At 73.0% G+C, this 19,834-nt stretch carries 20 protein-coding genes; 15 read left to right on the top strand and 5 right to left on the bottom strand.

Annotation, left to right across the window (positions count from 1 at the left end; genetic code table 11):
* The first annotated feature begins 174 nt into the window (after nucleotides 1-174).
* From NLX85_RS09155 to NLX85_RS09130, 6 genes are all read left to right on the top strand, one after another.
* Nucleotides 175-1,545 carry an L-serine ammonia-lyase gene (locus NLX85_RS09155; protein ID WP_254333314.1) on the top strand — a complete coding sequence of 457 codons (1,371 nt, stop codon included), beginning with the start codon at nucleotides 175-177 and terminating at the stop codon, nucleotides 1,543-1,545.
* A gap of 64 nt (nucleotides 1,546-1,609) precedes the next feature.
* Nucleotides 1,610-2,437 (top strand): ABC transporter permease, encoded by an 828-nt coding sequence (locus NLX85_RS09150; RefSeq protein ID WP_254333305.1) that lies wholly within the window; start codon nucleotides 1,610-1,612, stop codon nucleotides 2,435-2,437.
* The gene (locus tag NLX85_RS09145) at nucleotides 2,438-3,181 is read left to right on the top strand and encodes an ABC transporter ATP-binding protein (RefSeq protein WP_254333303.1); all 744 of its coding nucleotides are present in this window, start codon (nucleotides 2,438-2,440) and stop codon (nucleotides 3,179-3,181) included. It begins immediately after the preceding gene.
* The gene (locus NLX85_RS09140; RefSeq protein ID WP_374628061.1) at nucleotides 3,178-5,145 is read left to right on the top strand and encodes a DUF5941 domain-containing protein; all 1,968 of its coding nucleotides are present in this window, start codon (nucleotides 3,178-3,180) and stop codon (nucleotides 5,143-5,145) included. Before NLX85_RS09145 ends, NLX85_RS09140 begins: the two co-directional genes overlap by 4 nt.
* Before the next feature lie 16 nt (nucleotides 5,146-5,161).
* On the top strand, nucleotides 5,162-7,354 hold the full coding sequence (locus tag NLX85_RS09135) for a bifunctional glycosyltransferase family 2 protein/CDP-glycerol:glycerophosphate glycerophosphotransferase (protein WP_254333301.1): 2,193 nt from the start codon (nucleotides 5,162-5,164) through the stop codon (nucleotides 7,352-7,354).
* Nucleotides 7,355-7,503: 149 nt separating this feature from the next.
* Entirely contained in the window at nucleotides 7,504-8,829 is a 1,326-nt protein-coding gene (locus NLX85_RS09130) for an ABC transporter ATP-binding protein (protein ID WP_254333299.1), read from the top strand.
* Nucleotides 8,830-9,433: 604 nt separating this feature from the next.
* Here NLX85_RS09130 and NLX85_RS09125 read toward each other — a convergent pair.
* Nucleotides 9,434-9,784 (bottom strand): hypothetical protein, encoded by a 351-nt coding sequence (locus NLX85_RS09125; protein ID WP_254333297.1) that lies wholly within the window; start codon nucleotides 9,782-9,784, stop codon nucleotides 9,434-9,436.
* Nucleotides 9,785-9,989: 205 nt separating this feature from the next.
* Here NLX85_RS09125 and NLX85_RS09120 point away from each other — a divergent pair, with 205 nt between their 5' ends.
* From NLX85_RS09120 to NLX85_RS09095, 6 genes are read left to right on the top strand one after another with little or no spacing between them, the layout of a single operon-like run.
* Nucleotides 9,990-10,790 carry a helix-turn-helix transcriptional regulator gene (locus NLX85_RS09120; RefSeq protein ID WP_254333295.1) on the top strand — a complete coding sequence of 267 codons (801 nt, stop codon included), beginning with the start codon at nucleotides 9,990-9,992 and terminating at the stop codon, nucleotides 10,788-10,790.
* Nucleotides 10,781-10,969, top strand: coding sequence for a DUF397 domain-containing protein (locus tag NLX85_RS09115; RefSeq protein WP_254333293.1), 189 nt, complete (start codon nucleotides 10,781-10,783; stop codon nucleotides 10,967-10,969). Before NLX85_RS09120 ends, NLX85_RS09115 begins: the two co-directional genes overlap by 10 nt.
* Nucleotides 10,970-10,980: 11 nt before the next feature.
* Entirely contained in the window at nucleotides 10,981-11,376 is a 396-nt protein-coding gene (locus NLX85_RS09110) for a VOC family protein (protein WP_254333291.1), read from the top strand.
* Nucleotides 11,377-11,385: 9 nt separating this feature from the next.
* Nucleotides 11,386-11,853: a DUF4442 domain-containing protein gene (locus tag NLX85_RS09105; RefSeq protein WP_254333289.1), complete on the top strand. Its 468-nt coding sequence runs from the start codon at nucleotides 11,386-11,388 to the stop codon at nucleotides 11,851-11,853.
* Between the two features lie 47 nt (nucleotides 11,854-11,900).
* Nucleotides 11,901-12,650 (top strand): beta-phosphoglucomutase family hydrolase, encoded by a 750-nt coding sequence (locus NLX85_RS09100; protein ID WP_091314918.1) that lies wholly within the window; start codon nucleotides 11,901-11,903, stop codon nucleotides 12,648-12,650.
* Nucleotides 12,647-15,019 carry a glycoside hydrolase family 65 protein gene (locus NLX85_RS09095; RefSeq protein WP_254333287.1) on the top strand — a complete coding sequence of 791 codons (2,373 nt, stop codon included), beginning with the start codon at nucleotides 12,647-12,649 and terminating at the stop codon, nucleotides 15,017-15,019. Before NLX85_RS09100 ends, NLX85_RS09095 begins: the two co-directional genes overlap by 4 nt.
* A gap of 49 nt (nucleotides 15,020-15,068) precedes the next feature.
* On the opposite strand, the gene NLX85_RS09090 is transcribed toward NLX85_RS09095, so the two are convergent.
* From NLX85_RS09090 to NLX85_RS09080, 3 genes are all read right to left on the bottom strand, one after another.
* Nucleotides 15,069-15,248, bottom strand: a complete 180-nt coding sequence (locus NLX85_RS09090) for a hypothetical protein (protein ID WP_254333285.1) — start codon at nucleotides 15,246-15,248, stop codon at nucleotides 15,069-15,071.
* Between the two features lie 61 nt (nucleotides 15,249-15,309).
* On the bottom strand, nucleotides 15,310-15,657 hold the full coding sequence (gene trxA, locus NLX85_RS09085) for a thioredoxin (protein WP_305885015.1): 348 nt from the start codon (nucleotides 15,655-15,657) through the stop codon (nucleotides 15,310-15,312).
* On the bottom strand, nucleotides 15,627-16,019 hold the full coding sequence (locus tag NLX85_RS09080) for a MerR family transcriptional regulator (RefSeq protein ID WP_254333283.1): 393 nt from the start codon (nucleotides 16,017-16,019) through the stop codon (nucleotides 15,627-15,629). The genes trxA and NLX85_RS09080 overlap by 31 nt, the downstream gene beginning before the upstream one ends.
* A gap of 246 nt (nucleotides 16,020-16,265) precedes the next feature.
* Here NLX85_RS09080 and NLX85_RS09075 point away from each other — a divergent pair, with 246 nt between their 5' ends.
* A complete protein-coding gene (locus NLX85_RS09075; RefSeq protein ID WP_254333281.1) occupies nucleotides 16,266-16,928 on the top strand; it encodes a dienelactone hydrolase family protein in 663 nt (220 codons plus the stop codon).
* Between the two features lie 88 nt (nucleotides 16,929-17,016).
* Here NLX85_RS09075 and NLX85_RS09070 read toward each other — a convergent pair whose 3' ends face one another.
* The gene (locus NLX85_RS09070) at nucleotides 17,017-18,120 is read right to left on the bottom strand and encodes an AI-2E family transporter (RefSeq protein ID WP_254333279.1); all 1,104 of its coding nucleotides are present in this window, start codon (nucleotides 18,118-18,120) and stop codon (nucleotides 17,017-17,019) included.
* A gap of 130 nt (nucleotides 18,121-18,250) precedes the next feature.
* On the opposite strand from NLX85_RS09070, the gene NLX85_RS09065 reads away from it, so the two are divergent.
* Together NLX85_RS09065 and NLX85_RS09060 are read left to right on the top strand one after the other, a co-directional pair.
* The gene (locus tag NLX85_RS09065; RefSeq protein ID WP_107075590.1) at nucleotides 18,251-18,433 is read left to right on the top strand and encodes an antitoxin; all 183 of its coding nucleotides are present in this window, start codon (nucleotides 18,251-18,253) and stop codon (nucleotides 18,431-18,433) included.
* A 187-nt stretch (nucleotides 18,434-18,620) separates the two neighbouring features.
* The gene (locus tag NLX85_RS09060; RefSeq protein WP_254333277.1) at nucleotides 18,621-19,826 is read left to right on the top strand and encodes a cytochrome P450; all 1,206 of its coding nucleotides are present in this window, start codon (nucleotides 18,621-18,623) and stop codon (nucleotides 19,824-19,826) included.
* Nucleotides 19,827-19,834 lie beyond the last annotated feature (8 nt).

Genomic DNA, 19,834 nt, shown 5'->3' with positions numbered 1-19,834 from the left:
CATGACCGATTCACCGGCCGGCCAGACGGTGACGGTGGGTTGACGGCAGGCGCGGAGGGTAGGCTCGCCGGTCGGGCGCCCACACCCCGGGTGCCGCCCGCCGCCCCCGCACCGGGGAGCGGCACACACCGGGCCGGACCCGCACAACGGGGACGACGGCGAGGAAGTGCAGCCATGATCAGTGTTTTCGACCTCTTCAGCGTCGGCATCGGGCCGTCCAGCTCGCACACCGTCGGGCCGATGCGCGCCGCGCGGACGTTCGTGGCCGGGCTCAAGGCCGACGGCCAGCTCGCCGACGTCACGCGGGTGCAGGCCGAGCTGTTCGGCTCGCTGGGCGCCACCGGCCACGGCCACGGCAGCGACCGCGCCGTGCTGCTCGGGCTGGAGGGGGAGTCCCCGGAGACGGTCGACACCGACTCGGTCGGGCCGCGGGTGGAGCGGATCCGCGCGCAGCGGCGGCTCAGCCTGCTCGGCAGCCAGGAGATCGACTTCGACCCGGACCGGGACCTGGTGCTGCACCGCCGCCGCTCCCTGCCGTACCACCCGAACGGGATGACCTTCGCGGCCTTCGACGCGGCCGGGGAGCAGGTCCGGGCGCGCACCTACTACTCCGTCGGTGGCGGGTTCGTGGTCGACGAGGCGGCCGCCGGGGCCGACCGGATCAAGCCGGACAGCACCCGCGTCCGCCACCCGTTCCTCACCGGGGCGGAGCTGCTCACGGTCACCAGCGGGACCGGCCTGTCGATCAGCGAGGTGATGCTCGCCAACGAGCTGTCCTGGCGCAGCGAGGCCGACGTCCGGGCCGGACTGCTGGAGATCTGGCGGGTCATGCGGGAGTGCGTCGAGAACGGCTGCGCCCATGACGGCGTGCTGCCGGGCGGGCTGAAGGTGCGCCGCCGGGCCGCCGAGCTGCGCCGCAGCCTGGAGGCCGAGGGCGACGCCGGCGACCCGCTGCACGCCATGGACTGGGTCACCCTCTTCGCGCTCGCGGTCAACGAGGAGAACGCGGCCGGCGGGCGGGTGGTCACCGCGCCGACCAACGGCGCCGCCGGGATCATCCCCGCCGTGCTGCACTACTACACCCGGTTCGTGCCGGGCGCCTCCGAGGAGGGCGTGATCCGCTTCCTCCTCGCGGCCGGCGCCATCGGTGTGCTGTTCAAGGAGAACGCCTCGATCTCCGGGGCCGAGGTCGGCTGCCAGGGCGAGGTGGGCTCGGCCTGCTCGATGGCGGCGGCCGGGCTGGCCGAGGCGCTGGGCGGCACGCCCGAGCAGGTGGAGAACGCGGCCGAGATCGGCATGGAGCACAACCTGGGGCTCACCTGCGACCCGGTCGGCGGCCTGGTGCAGATCCCGTGCATCGAGCGGAACGCGGTGGCCAGCATCAAGGCGATCACCGCGGCCCGGCTGGCGCTGCGCGGGGACGGCGTGCACGCCGTGTCGCTGGACAAGGTCATCAAGACCATGCGGGAGACCGGCGCCGACATGAAGATCAAGTACAAGGAGACGGCGCGGGGCGGCCTCGCCGTCAACGTCATCGAGTGCTGAACCCGAAGGGGTGACCCCGCCCGTCCGTACGACGGGCCGGGGCGGCCGGGGCGAGGATGGGACGGTGACGTCCGGCGTCGCCGCGCTCTGGTCCGCCCGCACCTCGCTGCGCATCCTGGTCCGGCGCGATCTCGCGGTGAAGTACCAGCAGTCCGTGCTGGGCTACCTCTGGTCGCTCATCGAGCCGCTCGGCATGGGCCTGATCTACTGGTTCGTCTTCGGCGTGCTCTACTCCGGCGCCACCCGGCGGCACCTCGGTGACGCGGCCGGGTCGTACCCGCTCTTCCTGATCACCGGGATCTTCGCCTGGATGTGGGCCAGCTCGGCGTTGACCGAGGCGGCCAACGCGCTGACCGGGCAGGCCCGGCTGATCACCACGATGAACCTGCCCCGGCAGGTCTTCCCGATCGGCCGGGTCACCGGCCGGTTCGCCGAGTACGCCGCCGGCCTGCCCATCCTGGTCGCCATCGCGGCCCTCTACGCCGCCCACGGCCGGATCCACCTCGGCTGGACGCTGCTCGCGCTGCCCCTGGCCGTGGCGGTGCAGTTCGTCCTGCTGGTGGGGCTCGCGCTGCTGCTGTCGGCGGGCAACGTGCTGATGCGCGACATCGAGCGCATCATGCGGCTGATCATCCGGCTGCTCTTCTACGCCACCCCGATCATCTACCCGCTGGACCTGGTCCGCGGCTCGGGCATGCCGGGCTGGCTGAAGGTCGCGTACGAGCTGAACCCGCTGGTCGGGATCTTCCAGCTGCACCACGCGATCTGGTATCCGGACGAGTTCCCGGACGCCCGGCTGCTCACCGTCACCGTGGCGGGCAGCCTGCTGGTGTTCGCGCTGGGCTGGTGGTCGTTCCGCCGCCTCGAACCCGCCGTGCTCAAGGAACTGTGAATGGCGGCCATCATCGAGGCGGACGGGCTCGGCATCCGGTTCGTCCGCAACCGCCGCCGCCAGCTCCGGCTGCGGGAACTGCTCATCCACCGGGGCTCCCGGGACCCGGACGCCGGCCGGTTCTGGCCGCTGCGGGACGTCTCGTTCCGCATCGAGCCGGGCGAGACGGTCGGCGTGGTCGGGCGCAACGGCACGGGCAAGAGCACGCTGCTGCGGTTGATCGCCGGGGTGCTGATCCCCGACGAGGGCTCCATCCGGGTGCACGGCCGGGTGGCCCCGCTGCTGGAACTCTCCGCCGGCTTCTCCGGGGACCTGACCGGCCGGGAGAACCTCTACCTGGTGGGCGGGCTGCACGGGCTGTCGACGGGATACCTGCGGCGGCACTTCGACGAGATCGTCTCGTTCGCCGGTGAGCAGGTGGAACGGGCCATCGACACCTCGGTCCGGCACTACTCGTCGGGGATGAAGGTCCGGCTGGGTTTCGCGGTGATCGCCCACCTGCCGCACCCCGTGCTGCTGGTGGACGAGGTGACCGCGGTCGGGGACGCGGAGTTCCGCGCGAAGTGCTATGCGACCATCGAGCGACTTCTCGCGGAAGGGCGCACGCTGGTGCTGGTGTCACACAACGAAAAGGACCTCACCCGGTTCTGTCGTCGGGGGCTCTACCTCGACGCCGGGCGGATGACCGTCGACGGGACGATCGACCAGGCGCTGCACGCGTACGCCAGCGCGACGCAGCGGTGACGCTCGCGATCGTGCTCGCCGCCGGGCCGGCGGCGGGCCTGACCACCGACGCCGGGGAGCGCCTGGCCGACCGGCTCACCGGGCAGTGGCGGCGGGCCGGGGCGGACGAGGTGCGGGTGGCCGCCGACCTGTCCGAGCTGGCCGACCTGGTGGCCGCCGCCACCGGGCCGGTGCTGGTCAGCGGGGCGGACCTGGTGGCGCACACCGCCGTACTCAAGCATCTGGCGACCAGCCCGGTGGGGCCGACGGTCGCCCTGGTGCTCACCGATCCGCCGGCCGCCGGGCAGGCCACGGTCCGCGAGGAGCGCGGCCAGGTGGTCGCGGTGGACGACCCGGAGGGCGCGACCGGCGTGTTCGGCGGCGCGCTGCGGGTCGGCCCGGCCGACCTGCCGGCCCTCGCCACCGCCGCCCGCGCCGCGGCCGGGCCCGCGACCGGCGGCCCGGCCCCGGACGGCCCGGCGTCCGCCCTGGACCGGATCGTCGCCGGTCTGGTCGGCTGCGGCGCCCTGGTCTTCGCCCACCGGGTACGCCTGCTCGTGGCGCACCGGGTCGCCGACCCGGCGGAACTGGCCGCGGCGCAGGCCGCCGTGGCGGCGGTGAACGAGGACCGGGCCGAGCTGAAGCTGTCGGTGAAGGAGCGGGACGACTTCTTCACCACGTTCTTCGTCAGCACCTGGTCCCCCTACGTGACCAAGGCGGCGGCCCGGATCGGGCTGGGCCCGACCGGGGTCACCATGATCTCGGTGGCCTTCGCGGTGGCCGCAGCGGTGCTCTTCGGCGTGGGCGGGCGGGCCGCGCTGGTGGCCGGTGGGGTGCTGCTCTACCTGGGCTTCGTGCTCGACTGCGTGGACGGCCAGTTGGCCCGCTACACCCGGCACTTCAGCGCCTGGGGCGGCTGGCTGGACACCATGGCCGACCGGGCCAAGGAGTACGTCGTCTACGCCGGTCTCGGCTACGGCGCCACGCACGCCGGCTTCCGCTACGGCTGGGCCCTCGCCATCGCCGCCATGACCCTCCAGACCGTGCGGCACATGACCGACACCTGGTACGGGGTGCTGCACGACGAGGCGGCGCGACGCCCCCGGGCGGCGACCGGGGACGCGGGCGGCATCGGTGGGAAGCTGAACGCCGCCTCGACCAAGGTGCAGGCGGACACCGGCTCGGTCTCCTACTGGCTGAAGCGGACCGTGGTCTTCCCGATCGGTGAGCGGTGGGCGCTCATGGCGGTGGCCGCCGCGCTGTTCGGGCCGCTGGTGGCGCTCTGCGCGGTGCTGGTGTGGGGCGTGCTGGCGTTCGCGTACACCGGGGCGCTGCGCACGCTGCGGGCGCGCTGGATGCGGGTGCCGGTGCTGACCACGGTCGACACCGGCCTGCACCGCGACGACGGGCCGCTGGCCCGGACGCTGCCGGCGGCCGGGCGGCTGCCGGCGGTGCGGCAACCGCTGGTGCTGGCGGTGCTCGGTGCGCTCGGCGCGGCGGGCCTGCTGCTGTGGGCGCTGCTGACGATCCGCGTCGGGGACGACCTGCCCGGCTGGGCGTTCGCGTTCGCGTTCGTCCTCCTGATGAGCGGGGCGCACGGCGCGCGGAGCGCGCACGGCGGACCGCTGGACTGGCTGGTCCCGGCCGCGCTGCGGGCGGGGGAGTATCTCTTCGCCATCGCCGTCGGGGTGGCCGGGCGGGTGTCGCCGTGGCTGATCTTCGGGTACGTCTTCGTGCTGACCCTGCACCACTACGACCTGACCGCCCGGCTGGAGAAGCGGCAGGCCGCTCCGCCGCTGCACGCCGCCACGCTCGGCTGGGAGGGGCGCTCCGCGTTGCTGACCATCGGGTCGATCGCCGGAATTGCGAGCATCGCTCTGGCTACACTCGGTACGTACCTTCTCGTGGTTTTTGTCGCGAGCGTGGTCCTCGCCTGGGTGGTCCTGCCGGCCCGCGTCCGTGGGGGTGACCGCTCGCCGGGCTGACGGAGGGCCGGCCGGGATGACCCTGATCAGCTTCGTCGTACCGGCTTTCAAGGTGCAGGGTTACCTGCGGGAGTGTCTCGACTCGATCCTCGACCAGCCGTTCGACGACCTCGAGGTGATCGGGATCGACGACGCCTCCCCGGACGGCAGCGGCGAGATCCTGGACGAGTACGCGGCCCGCGACCCCCGGGTCCACCCGGTGCGGCTCGTCGAGAACGTCGGGCTCGGTCCGGCCCGCAACATCGGGCTGGACCGGGCCGTCGGCGAGTACGTCTGGTTCGTCGACGGGGACGACTGGCTGGTCGCCGGCTGCCTGCCGCACGTGGCCGACCGGCTCCGGGCCACCCGCCCGGACGTGCTGGTCGTCGACCACGTCCGAACGCACTGGAACAACGCCGCCACCCGCAGCGCCATGCGGGACGTGTTCCCCGAGCCGCCCGGCGAGGCGACCTTCGGGCTGCGGGACCGGCCGGAGACCCTGCGGCTGCTGCACACCGCCTGGAACCGGCTGGTCCGCCGGGAGTTCCTGGTCGAGCAGGGGCTGCGCTTCGAACCCGGCTGGTACGAGGACGTCTCGTTCAGCTATCCCGCGCTGATGGCCGCCGAGCGGATCGGCGTGCTGGACCGGGTGTGCCTCAACTACCGGCAGCGCCGGACCGGGGCGATCACCCGGACCCGGGGTGACCGGCACTTCGAGGTCTTCGCGCAGTGGCACCGGGTGTTCCGGCTGATGGACCGCTGGGGGCCGGCGGTGGCCGACCTGCGCCCGGCCGTCTTCGAGCGGATGATCTGGCACTACCTGACCGTGCTGGGCAACGGCGAGCGGCTCGACGCCGATCTGCGGCCGCCGTTCTTCGCCCAGATCCACGCCGACTACGTCCGCTTCCTGCCGCCCGAGGGCTACCCGGTCCCGCCCGGCCTGGAGGGGGTGAAGCACCGGCTGGTGGCGGCCGGGCGGTGGCGTACGTTCGGCGCGCTCCGCGCCGCCCACCAGGCGGAGGAGCAGGCGCGGCACACGGCCCGGCGGGTCCGGCGGCGGGTGCTGCCGGTGGCCCGGCGTACCGCCCGCAGGGCCCGGGACGCGGCGCTGCGCGAGTACTACCGGGCCGAGTTGCACCGCCCGCTCGACCCGACGCTCGCCGTCTACGCGGCGTACTGGTACCGGGGCTACGCCTGCAACCCGGCCGCGATCTACACGGCCGCACGCCGGCTCGCCCCGCAGGTGCGCGGCGTCTGGATCGTCCGCCGGGACCGGGTGGACGTCCTGCCACCTGGCGTGGAGTACGTGGTCGCCGGCACCCGGGACTACTACCGGGTGCTGGCCCGGGCCCGTTGGCTGGTCAACAACGTCAACTTCCCGGACTTCGTCCGCAAGCGACCCGGTTCGGTGCACGTGCAGACCCACCACGGCACCCCGGTCAAGGTGATGGGCCTGGACCAGCAGCGCTATCCGGTCGGCGCCGTGGGGATGAACTTCACGAAGCTGCTGCACCGGATGGACCGCTGGGACTACAGCGTCAGCGCGAACAGCTTCTCCACCCAGATGTGGGAGCGGGCCTACCCGGCCGACTACACCACGCTGGAGGTCGGCTATCCGCGCAACGACCGGCTGGCGCTGGCCACCGCCGAGGAGTGCCGCCAGGCCCGCGCCGCGCTGGGCATCGGCCCCGACGAGTACGTGGTGCTCTACGCGCCGACCCACCGCGAGCACCTGCCCGGCTGGCGGCCCCCGTTCGACCCGGACCGGATGCGCGACGTGCTCGGCCCGTCCGGGCGGCTGCTGATGCGCAGCCACTACTTCCACGACCGGGAACGGCAACTCCGGGGCGCGTCCGACGGCGCGGTGCTGGACGTGAGCACGTACGACCGGGTGGAGGACCTGTACCTCGCGGCGGACGTGCTGGTCACCGACTATTCCTCGGCGATGTTCGACTACGCGGTGCTGGACCGGCCGATCGTGGTCTACGCGCCGGACTGGGACGCGTACCGGGTGGCCCGGGGTGTCTACTTCGACCTGCTCGCCGAGCCGCCGGGCGCCGTGGCCGTCGACTTTCCCGGGCTGCTCGACGTCTTCCGCGGCGGCGCGGTGCGCGGGGCGGAAGCCGAGCAGGCCCGGAAACGGTTCCGGAAGCGGTTCTGCGCGCTGGACGACGGGCACGCCGCCGAGCGGGTGGTCCGCCGGGTCTTCCTGAACGAGCCGGCCCGATAGTTACTCGACGGTCACCTTGCGGATGGAAGGCCGCCTATCCCGCGTAATAGGTCTTTCACGATGTGAACATCGCACGTTTACCCGATGTGCGGATCCCATGATCCTGGTCACAGTCATTCCCGGGTTCGCCGAGAGCTGGGGAGGAGACGGTGACGACCGTCGCGCTCAAGGATGTCACCAAGGTGTTCCAGGACGGAACAGTCGCGGTCGACACCATCAATCTGGATGTCAACGACGGCGAGTTCATGGTGCTCCTCGGCCCCTCGGGCTGCGGCAAGTCCACCGTGCTGCGGATGGTCGCCGGGCTGGAGGATCCCACCTCGGGCGCGGTGATGCTCGGCGGCGAGGTGGCCAACGACCTGCCGCCCCGGGACCGGAAGATCGCCATGGTCTTCCAGGACTTCGCCCTCTATCCACACATGACCGTGGGCGACAACATCGGCTTCCCGCTCCGGCTCTCCGGCATCGAGCCCGGGCCGCGCGGCGAGCGGATCCAGGACGTGGCGAGCGCGCTGGGCATCGGTGACGTGCTGGGGCGCAAGCCCAGCCAGCTCTCCGGCGGCCAGCGGCAGCGGGTGGCCATGGGGCGGGCGATAGTGCGCCGGCCCGGCCTCTTCCTCATGGACGAGCCACTCTCCAACCTGGACAGCGGCCTCCGCGCCGAGTTGCGCGCCGAGATCTCCGGGCTGACCCGCGAGCTGGGCGTCACCACCATCTACGTCACGCACGACCAGGCCGAGGCGCTGACCATGGCCGACCGGGTCGCCATCATGCGCAAGGGCGTGCTCCAGGACGTGGGCACACCCACCCAGGTGTACGGCCGCCCGGCCACCCTCTACGTCGCCGCGTTCCTCGGCAGCCCGCGGATGAACCTGCTGGAGGCCTCGGTCTACGTCCACCTCGACCGGTACGTGGCGTTGAACCTCGGCGAGCAGGCGCTCTACCTGCCCTGGGACGACATCCGCAGCCGAGCCGTGGCGCATTACCACGGCGAGCGGATCGTGGTGGGCATGCGGGCCGAGGCGCTCACCCCGGTCGCCCCGGACACCGTCGGTGACGTGCTGCACGGCCGGATCCGCTACCTGGAGCACCACGGCCACGAGTCGCTGGCCTTCCTCGACATCGGCGCCACGGCCATCGTGGTGGACGAGATGGGCACCCCCGCGGAGAACGCCGCCTCCGGCCAGCGCGGCCTGCGCCGGTTCGGCCAGGTGATGCAGCGCCTCGCCGGGCGGGCGGCGGACGCCCCGGTCTCCGCCGCGCCGAACGGCAACGGCAACGGCACCGGCGGCGGGAGCCGGACCAGCGTGCTTCCCGACCCGGGCCGGCACCACCGCCGTCCGGCGGAGCTGGCCGTGCGGCTGGCCCCGTACCCGGCGGTGTCGGCGGGGCACCCGCTCGCCGTCCAGGTGCGGATGGACGCGCTGCACTTCTTCGACGAGCGCGGCGACCGGATCGACGTGGGCTGGCGCTGAGGATAGTGACGGAGTCGGGCCGGGGGCGACAGGTCGGCGGTACCCCGGTCTAGCGTCACCGGCGGTTCTCCCCGCCGGGTGCCCGTCGGCGTGCGGTTGCCTGTGCGGTGCCTTCCATCCTGGTTGCCTGTGGTGGGCCGCGCTGTGTTACGTCCTCCCCGCGGCGTTCCGGGTGGGCTGCGCGGTGTCGGGGCCGGGTGGGGCGGGCCGGGTAGGGCCGCGCGGTGTCACGGTCGGGGCGGGGCGCTCGGGCGCGCTGGGCCGCGCGGTGTCACGGTCGGGGCGGGTCACGCGATGTCACGGTCGGTCCGGCCGGAGGGATGCTTCGCCGCGCCTTTGCTCTGCAGCCACGGAGGCAGCACTTGCGCTGAGTGACCGCACCGGCCCGGAGGCACGCGGGAGGCCGCGGAGAAAGTGCAGCTCAAGCTAGTGGTGCGTGGAGGGCTGCAGAGCAAAGGCGGGCAGAGGCTTCGCCGCCCGCCGGCGGTGTCACTCACGGTGAAACCAGTGGCGCCTGCACGCACAGTGACCGCGGCATCGGGGAGCGGCGCCAGTGAACGGCGGATGGCTCGGCGGTGGTCCGGGTCGTGGAGCCCGGGAACCGCTACGGCGGGTCCACGACCGGCCGGCGGTAGGGGCCCCAGGCCACGAACCGGCGGAAGAGGTCGGCGGGGGCCGGCCCGTCGTCCGGGTTCAGCCGGTAGAGGTCCCGGGCGGCCTCGTGGAGCAGCCCGCACAGGTAGAGCGACAGGCCGATCTGGTCGTCCGCGTACTCGGCCTTGAGCAGCAGGCGCGCCTGCGCGCACGGCCACGGCTGCCCACAGGCCCGGCAGCACCACACCGGCCGCAGCGGCGTGTGCGGCGGCGCGTGCGACGGGTACGCCCTCGGCCGGTCCGCCGCCCCGCCCGCCCCGCCCGTTGTGGCCGGTCCCTCTGCTCGACTGGATGGGTGCATGTGCGCCTCGCTTCGTCGGGGGTGGGCCCGCCCCGGATCGGGGGAAGGGGGCGGGCCCGGGAGTCGCTCCTCGACGGGTACGGGCGACTCCGCTGGGTGACAGTCTGGTCACCGGGGCGTTAGGGTCGGAAGCCGTTCCGCCCCCACCAGCCCGGCCGTCCGGCCGGTCGTTCCCCGATGTGCAGAGGTGTGCAGAGGTGTGCAGATGAGCCGGATGCCGATGCTGGAGCTGTTCGCCGGGGAGCTGCGCCGGCTGCGCGGCGACGCGGGGCTCTCCCAGGAGGCGCTGGGCGAGCGGGTCAACTACTCGGCGTCGCTGGTGGCCGCCGTCGAGCAGTGCCGGCGCCCGCCCCGGGAGGAGTTCGCCCAGCGCTGCGACGAGGCGCTGCGGGCCGGTGGTCTGCTGGTCCGCATCCGGGACGCCCTGATCCGGGAGAGCCTCATGCCCTGGTTCCGCGAGTGGGTGTCCATCGAGCAGGAGGCAACCGCGCTGCGCAGCTTCGAGCCGCTGGTGGTGCCGGGGCTGCTCCAGACGGAGGCGTACGCCCGGGCGCTCTACGAGGGGGCGGCGCAGCTCGTCGGCGAGGAGATCGAGCAGCCGCTCGCCGCGCGGCTGGCCCGGCAGGCGGTGCTGAACCGGCCGGGGCCGCCGCAGTTCGTGGCGGTCCTCGACTACACCGTGCTGGAGCGGCCGGTCGGCGGCCCCAAGGTCATGCGGGAACAGCTGCGGCACCTGGCCGACGTGGGCCACCGCCCCCGCGTCCACCTGCATCTGGTGCCGCGGGGCACCGGCGCCTACCCGGGGCTGAACGGCGCGTTCGTGCTCGCCACCCCGCCGGACGGCGACGACGTGGGCTACCTGGATAACCAGTTGCACGGCACCATCGTCGAGCGGACGGTGGACGTAAACTCCCTGCGGCAGATCTGGGAGTCCGTGCGGGCGGAGGCCATGCCGCACGGGGCCACCCTGGCGGCGATCTCGGAGGCGGCAGAGCAATGGACCTGACCGGCGCGATCTGGCGCAAGAGCACCCGCAGCAGCGGCAACCAGGGCAACTGCGTGGAGGTGGCCGACAACCTGCCCGGCGTGGTGGCCGTGCGGGACAGCAAGGACCGGCACGGGCCGGCGCTCGCCTTCAGCCCGGCGAGCTGGGCGTCCTTCGTCGCGTACGTGAAGCGCCACTGAGCGGGGTCGGGATGGGAACCAAGATCCGCAACGTCGCGTTCGACTGCGCCGACCCGTACGAGCTGGCGCGCTTCTGGAGCGGGGTCTTCGACTGTCCGGTCGACCCGGAGTTCGAGCCCGGCGACGAGGAACTCGTCATCGAACCGCCCGACGGCCCGCGGCTCTACTTCCAGCGCGTGCCCGAGCCGAAGACCGTGAAGAACCGCGTGCACATCTGCCTGGAGCCCGACGTGCCGCGCGACCGGGAGGTCGAGCGGGTCCTGGGCCTGGGCGCCACCGTCGTCGCCGACCGGCGTGAAACGGACGGCAGCGGCTGGGTCGTGCTGGCCGACCCCGAGGGCAACGAGTTCTGCGTGGTGCGCAGCGACGCCGAGCGCGCCCTTGCCGGGAAAGTTACTGACGAGTAGCGTCTGGGCATGTCCATCGACTCTCGCCAGGTGGCGGCCGGTCTGCTGGAGGCCGTGCCCTTCGCCCGCACGCTCGGTATCGAATTCGTCGAGGTCGCCCCCGAGGCCGAGGGCGGCGTCCGTGCCGTGGTCCGGCTCCCCGACGTCCCCGAGCACCACAACCACGTCGGCGGCCCGCACGCCGGGGCCATGTTCACCCTCGGGGAGACCGCCTCCGGGGCGGTGGTGCTCGCCGCGTTCGGGCCGGTGCTCGACCGGGCCGTACCGCTCGCCGTGACCGCCACCATCCGCTACCAGAAGATCGCCCTGGGGCCGGTCCTGGCCACCGCGCGGCTGGGGCGTACCCCGGCCGAGGTGCTCGCGGAGCTGGACGCCGGGAAGCGGCCGGAGTTCCCGGTCGAGGTGGAGATCGGCACCGAGGACGGCACCGTCACCTCGGCGCTCACCGTCGTCTGGACGCTCCGCCCGAACCGCTGAGGTCCGAATCGGGTTTGTCCGGCCGGTGCGCTGGATAGATTCAGGCAATGCTGGGCCTACCCGCTCACGTGACCGCCTGTCTCTTCGATCTGGACGGTGTGCTGACGCAGACCGCCAAGGTGCACAACGCCGCCTGGACCGAGACCTTCAACGCGTTCCTCCGGGCGCGCGCGGCGACCACCGGCGAGCCGTTCCGCCCGTTCGACCCCGGCCCGGACTACAACCGGTACGTGGACGGAAAACCGCGCGCCGACGGGGTGCGCTCGTTCCTGGCCTCGCGCGGGATCACCCTGCCCGAGGGCTCGCCGGACGACCCGCCCGAGGCGGAGACCGTCAACGGTGTGGGCAACCGGAAGAACGTCATCCTGCTCAAGCGGATCCACACCGACGGCGTCGAGGTCTACGAGGGCTCCGTGCGCTACCTGCACGAGGCCGTCCGGGCCGGGCTGCGCCGGGCGGTCGTCTCGGCCAGCGCCAACTGCCGGGACGTGGTCGCCGCCGCCGGGCTGGAGCCGCTGCTGGAGGCGCGGGTGGACGGGCTGGTGGCCCGCGAGCGCGGCCTGCGCGGCAAGCCGCACCCGGACACCTTCCTGGCCGGCGCGCAACTGCTCGGCGTGCCGCCGGAGAACGCGGCCGTCTTCGAGGACGCGCTGGCCGGCGTCGCCGCCGGGAAGGCGGGCGGCTTCGGGTACGTGGTCGGCGTCGACCGGGTCGGCCAGGCCGACGACCTGCGCGCGCACGGCGCCGACGTGGTGGTCACCGACCTGTCGGAGCTGCTCACCGGGGCGCACGCGTGATCCGGGAACGGGCGTACCCGGTCGAGCCGTGGCACGTCCGGGAGACCCGGCTCGACATGGACGTGCTGGCCCAGTCCGAGTCCGTCTTCGCGCTCTCCAACGGCCACGTCGGGCTGCGCGGCAACCTCGACGAGGGCGAGCCGCACGGCCTGCCCGGCACCTACCTGAACTCCTTCTACGAGCTGCGCCCCCTGCCGTACGCGGAGGCCGGCTTCGGTTTCCCCGAGTCCGGGCAGACCGTCGTCAACGTCACCAACGGCAAGCTCATCCGGCTGCTGGTCGACGACGAGCCGCTCGACGTCCGCTACGGCGAACTGCTCTCCCACGAGCGGGTGCTCGACCTGCGCGCCGGCACCCTGCACCGCGAGCTGCACTGGCGCTCGCCGGCCGGCCGGGACGTGAAGGTCCGCAGCACCCGGCTCGTGTCGTTCACGCAGCGGGCGGTCGCCGCGATCCACTACGAGGTCGAGGCGCTGGAGGGGCCGCTGCGGCTCATCCTCCAGTCCGAGCTGGTGGCCAACGAGACCCTGCCGCCGCAGAGCCGCGACCCGCGGGTGGCCGCCGTGCTGGAGTCGCCGTTGCAGGCCGAGGAGGAACTGACCACCGACGACGGCGGGCTGCTCATTCACCGCACCAAGGTCAGCGGGCTGCGGGTCGCCGCCGCCATGGCACACGACGTGGACGCCCCGGAGCGCACCACCATCGAGTCCGAGGGCTACGAGGACTGGGTCCGCACCACCATCGGATGCGTGCTCAAGCCCGGCCAGACGCTGCGGGTGGTCAAGTACCTGACGTACGGCTGGTCCAGCCGGCGGTCGCTGCCGGCGCTGCGCGACCAGGTCGGGGCGGCGCTGGCCGCGGCCCGGCTGGACGGCTGGGACGGGCTGCGCCGCGAGCAGCGGGAATACCTCGACGAGTTCTGGGACGCCGCCGACGTGCGGGTCGAGGGCGACCCGGAGGTGCAGCAGGCCGTCCGGTTCGGCCTCTTCCACGTGCTCCAGGCCGGCGCCCGCGCGGAACGCCGGCCGATCGCCGCCAAGGGCCTCACCGGCCCGGGGTACGACGGGCACGCGTTCTGGGACACCGAGATGTTCGTGCTGCCGGTGCTCACCTACACCCAACCCGGCGCGGTGCGGGACGCCCTGCACTGGCGCCACTCCACCCTCCCACAGGCGCAGGAGCGGGCCCGGACGTTGAACCTGGCCGGGGCCGCCTTCCCGTGGCGGACCATCGAGGGGCCGGAGTCGTCGGCGTACTGGCCGGCCGGGACGGCCGCGTTCCACATCGCCGCCGACATCGCCGACGCGCTGCGCCGCTACGTGCTGGTCACCGGCGACCAGGCGCTGGAGGAGGAGATCGGCCTGGAGCTGCTGGTCGAGACGGCCCGGCTGTGGCGCTCCCTCGGCCACCACGACCGCACCGGGCGGTTCCACATCGACGGGGTGACCGGCCCGGACGAGTACACCGCGGTGAAGAACGACAACGTCTACACCAACCTCATGGCGCAGCGGAACCTGCTCACCGCCGCCGACTGCGCCATGCGCCACCGGGACCAGGCCCTCGACCTGGGCGTCACCGAGGAGGAGGCGGCCGCCTGGCGGGACGCGGCCAGCGCCATGCACCTCCCGTACGACCCGGAGGTCCAGGTGCACGGGCAGGTGGAGGGCTTCACCCGGTTGCAGGAGTGGGACTTCGAGCACACGCCCCCGGAGAAGTACCCGCTGCTGCTGCACTACCCGTACTTCGACCTGTACCGCAAGCAGGTGGTCAAGCAGGCGGACCTGGTGCTGGCCATGCACTGGCGGGGTGACGCGTTCACCGGGCCGGAGAAGATGCGCAACTTCAACTACTACGAGCGGCGCACCGTGCGGGACTCCTCGCTGAGCGCCTGCACGCAGGCGGTGATGGCGGCCGAGGTGGGCCACCCCGAGCTGGCCCACCGCTATCTGCGCGAGGCCGCGCTCATGGACCTGCACGACCTGAACGAGAACACCCGGGACGGCGTGCACATGGCCTCGCTCGCCGGGGCCTGGATCGCCCTGGTCGCCGGCTTCGGCGGCCTGCGCGACCACGACGGGACGCTCTCCTTCTCGCCCCGGCTCCCCAGCCGGCTCAGCCGGCTGGAGTTCTCCCTCCAGTGGCGCGGGATGCGGCTGCGGGTCGACGTCCGGCCGCACCAGACGACGTACTCGCTGCGCAACGGGGGATCGGACACCGTGGTGGAACTGCGCCACCACGCCGAGCCGATCCGTGTCACCGCCGCCCAGCCGGTGACCGTGCCGGTGCCAGCGGCACACGCCTCGGGGCCGCAGCCGGAGCAGCCGCCGGGCCGGGCACCCCTGCTGCACCTGCCGGAGAACATGAGCTGAGCGAGGCCCCGACCCGCGTGTTCGCGGGCCGGGGCTTCACCGGCGTACGTCAGAACTGGCGGCCGTTGGACGGCCGGCCGCCGGCGTCACGCGGCGCCGTCGCCCGCGGGTCGTCGGAGGTGCGTGCCACGGAGGCGCGGTCCGCCCAGTCCTCCGAGCCCTTCAGCTCCTGTTTGCGGCGTTCCTGATCGGTGAGCTCCTGCTCTCGGGACCTGTCCTGTTTCGCCATGACGATCCTCGCGATCCGTCGGGGTCCGTGGTCACCCCGCGCCTTCCCGATCCGGTCCGGCTCAACCGTCGAGGTGCCGGGCGAAGCTCAGCCGCAGGTGGTTCTTCGGCCGGGCGCCGACGATCGAGCCCACCACCTGGCCGTCCTGGAACACCAGCATCGTCGGCATCGACATCACCTGGTAGGCCCGGGTGCTCTGCGGGTTCTCGTCCGAATTCACGGTGACGAAGCGCAGCGCGTCGCCGAACTCCTCGGCCAGCTCCGCCAGGTGCTTCGACACCGGGCGGCAGGGCGGGCACCACTCCGCCCAGAAGTCGACCACCACGGGCCGGTCGGCGGCCAGCACGACGGCCGCGAAGGTCTCGTCGGTGACCGGGGTCAGTCGACCCTGCTGCGTGTCCTGAGGCATGTTTCCTCCCGATGGGCGATCGCGCGGGCGAGCTGGTCGTGCAGCTGGTGGCGGACCGCGCCGAGCCGGTCGAGGTAGTCGTCCACCTCGGCGAGCTTGCGGCGCAGCACCGCCACGGAGTCGGGGCAGACGTCCCCGGAGCTGTTGCCGGCCCGCAGGCAGGCCACGAACGGCCGGATGTCGTCCAGGCCGAAGCCGACCGCCAGCAGCGCCCGGATCTCGTGCACGACGCGCAGCTCCGCCTCGTCGTAGACCCGGTAGCCGTTCGCCGACCGGCGCGGGCACACCAGCCCCTGGGACTCGTAGTACCGCAGGGTGCGGGTGCTGGTCCCGGCCCGCTCGGCCAACTCCCCGATCCGCATGCCACCCGCCCCCACCCGCCGAGCTCGCCCCCTGACCACCGTCACGCTAAACCTTGCCGCCGACGTCAAGGCAACCCTCGCGCCCGCCGCGTCCTCGCCCGCCGTTGATCATGAAGTTATTACCCGTGAGAGCGCTGCCATGCGGCAATAACTTCATGATCAACGGTGCGGTGCGGTGCGGTGCGGGTGCCGGGTGGAGGTGAGGTGGGGGTGGGTGGGGGTATGCGGCGGGTGGGAGGTGTCGGGATGGGGGAGACGACCGAAGTGAGCGTGCCGGTGGTGGACGGGGGGCTGCTGGCCGACGTGATCGTGCCGTCGGGGGCCGTGGGGGTGGTGTTGTTCGCGCACGGCAGCGGCAGTTCGCGGCACAGCCCGCGCAACGTGGCGGTGGCGCACCAGTTCAACGGGCGGGGACTGGGCACCGTGCTGGTCGATCTGCTCACGCCCGAGGAGGACGAGCGGGACGCCGTCACCGCGGAGCTGCGCTTCGACATCGGGATGCTCGCCGAGCGACTGGCCGCCATCGTCGACTGGATGGCCGCCGAGCCGACCCTGGGTCGGCTGCCGATCGGGCTCTTCGGCGCCAGCACCGGTGCGGCCGCCGCACTGGTCGCCGCGGCCGCCCGGCCGGAACAGGTCGGCGCGGTGGTCTCCCGGGGCGGCCGTCCGGACCTGGCCGGCAGCTCGCTGTCGGCGGTACGCGCCCCGACGCTGCTGATCGTCGGCGGGCTGGACGAGGAGGTGATCGTGTTGAACGAGCAGGCCCAGGCGGACCTGGGCGATGTCGCCGAGCTGCGGATCGTGCCGGGCGCCACCCACCTCTTCGAGGAGCCGGGCACCCTGGATCAGGTGGCCGAGCAGGCCGGCGCCTGGTTCACCACCCACCTCCGCCAGCCGCACCCGGCCTGAGCCGGACCGGCCGGATGCAGCGACGCCCGGCGCCGCCGTGTCGGCCGGGCGCCGCCACGCCGCACCCGGACCGTGCGGGAAGCCGACGTCACCCGGGCAGGGCGGCCCGGTGGCGTTGCACGGTGTCCAGCACCCGCCAGGTGACCGCGGCGATCGGCACCGAGACGAACGCGCCCGCGATGCCGGCGACCAGCGTGCCGGCGGTGACCACCACCAGGATGACCGCCGGATGCAGCTGCACCTGCCGCTTCATGACCAGCGGCTCCAGCAGGTTGCCCTCGATCTGCTGCACGGCGATCACCGCGGCGAGGGTGAGCAGGGCGGTGGTGGGGCCGTTGGCGGCCAGGGCGACCAGCACCGCCACCGCGCCGGCCACGGTGGCGCCGATGATCGGCACGAACCCGCCGAAGAAGGTGATCAGCGCGAGCGGCAGGGCCAGCGGGACGCCCAGCAGCACCAGCGCCAGCCCGATACCGATGGCGTCGATCGCCGCGATGATCATCGTGCCCCGGCTGTACGCGCCGAGCGTGCGCCAGCCGGCCCGGCCCGCCTCGGCGGTCAGGTCGCGGCGCGGCCCGGTCATCCGGCGCAGCACCCAGTGCCACATCGACCGGCCGTCCTTGAGCAGGAAGAAGAGCAGCACCAGGCCGAGCAGGATCGAACCGGCGACCTCGGCGGCCGTCCGCGCCCCGGCGACCGGGTCGGGGGCGCTGCCGCTCAGCCCGTTCCGGATCTGCTCGACCAGCCGGTCGAGCTGTTCGTCGGTGACCGGCAGGCTGGAGGTGACGAAGTCCCGGCTGCGCTCCAGGCCCTGGTCGAGCTGCTGGCTCAGCTCGCCGAACTGGCTCGCCGTCAGGTTCCACACCAGCGCCCCGACGCCGACCAGGACGCCGAGCAGCAACAGGATGCTGAGCAGGGCGGCCAGTGCCGCCGGCACCCGGAGCCGGCGCAGCCGCAGCAGCACCGGGTCGAGCAGCGCGGCGAGGAAGAGCGTGCCGGCCAGCGCCACGGCCAGCGGCGCCAGCAGCACCGCGATCTTCCCGAGCAGCCAGAGCGCGGCGATGACCACCACGAGGCACGCGCTCCAGGTGACCGCCGTCCGTACCGGCCAGGGCAGCCCGGCCCACGTCTGTCGCGGTCCCGCCGCCCGGCTTCGCTGTGCCGGCTCGGGCGTTTCAGCGTCCTCGTCCACGTCGCCTCCTCGATCGTGGCCGTTCGGTACCCGTCGCGCGGGAATCCGACACCCGGTCGATCTCTGGGCGCGGCGCGTTTGTGCCTCCCGCCCCAGGGAAGGCATTCACGGTATCGAAGGGAGCACCGACATGAGCGACTTCATGGACAAGGCCAAGGACATGGCCGACAAGCATGACAAGCAGGTCGACCAGGGCATCGAAAAGGGCGGCGACATGGCCGACAAACGCACCCAGGGCAAGTACGACCAGCAGATCGACAAGGGCGTCGACATGGCGCAGCAGCGGACCGGTCAGGGCGACACCGGACGCTGACCGCAGCTCGCGATCCCGGGCCCTCCCGCATGGGGCGGCCCGGGATCGTCGTGTCGGACCCGGAACAATCCTCTGGTCTCCATCGACCGATCTCGCTACCATCCGCAGTCGGGGCATGACTCAGCGTCGAGTCGTGCGGAGTCGACCCGCACCGCCCGCGGTGCCGTGGACGAGAGCGAGCCAGCCGGTGACCGACACTTCCCAGGCGACCATCCCGCAGCGCTACCCGTTCAACGCCCCTGTCCGGCTCGATCTGGACGCCCGCTACGCCGAGCTGCGCGAGCAGCCACTGGTCCGGGTCCAACTGCCCTACGGCGAGCCCGCCTGGCTGGCCACCCGGCACGCCGACGTGAAGACGGTGCTCGGCGACCCCCGGTTCAGCCGGGCCGCGTCGGTCGGCCGCGACGAACCCCGGAACACCCCGCGCCAGCAGGAGACCGGCATCCTCTCGATGGACCCGCCGGAGCACACCCGGCTGCGCCGGCTGGTGGCGAAGGCGTTCACCGCGCGGCGGGTCGAGGAGCTGCGGCCGCGTACCCGGGCGGTGGCCGACGAACTGGTCGACGGGCTGCTCGCCGCCGGGCCGCCCGCCGACCTGGTGGCGCACCTGGCCACTCCACTGCCCATCCGCGTGATCTGCGACCTGCTCGGCGTGCCGGTGTCCGACCAGGACCGGTTCCACACCTGGTCGGAGGCGATCGTGTCGACCACCTCGCTGGAGCCGGGTCTCGCCCAGGACTACCTCGACAACCTGCTTGCCTACATGGGCGGGCTGGTCGCCCAGCGCCGGGTCGAACCCGCCGACGACCTGCTCAGCGCGATGGTCCGGGCGCGCGACGAGCACGCCGACCGGCTCACCGAGGAGGAGATGGTCACCCTCGCCGCCGGGCTGCTCGCCGCCGGCCACGAGACCACCGTGACCCAGATCCCCAACATGGTGTACGTCCTGCTCACCACCCCCGGTGCCTGGGACACCCTGCGGGAGCGGCCCGAGCTGGTGCCGGTCGCCGTCGAGGAGCTGATGCGGTTCATCCCGCTCGGCGCGACGGCCGCCTTCCCCCGCTACGCCACCGAGGACGTCGAGCTGGGCGGGGTGCTGGTCCGGGCCGGCGAGCCCGTGGTGGTCAACATAGCGGCGGCCAACCGGGACGACGCCGTCTTCACCGACGCCGACCGGCTCGACCTGACCCGGACGGTCAACCCGCACCTCGGCTTCGGGCACGGCGTGCACCACTGCGTCGGCGCGCAGCTGGCCCGGATGGAGCTGCGGGTGGTGCTGGAGACCCTGCTCGACCGGGCGCCGGGGCTCCGGCTCGCGGTGCCGGTGGAGGAGCTGACCTGGAAGAGCGGCCTGCTGGTGCGGGGCCTGGTGGCGATGCCGGTGACCTGGTGAACCGGGCC

The organism is Micromonospora sp. A3M-1-15, from assembly GCF_024213425.1.
Lineage (GTDB): Bacteria > Actinomycetota > Actinomycetes > Mycobacteriales > Micromonosporaceae > Micromonospora > Micromonospora chersina.
Note: the sequence above shows the minus strand (reverse complement) of the source record. Positions and strands in the feature narration are given on the sequence as shown.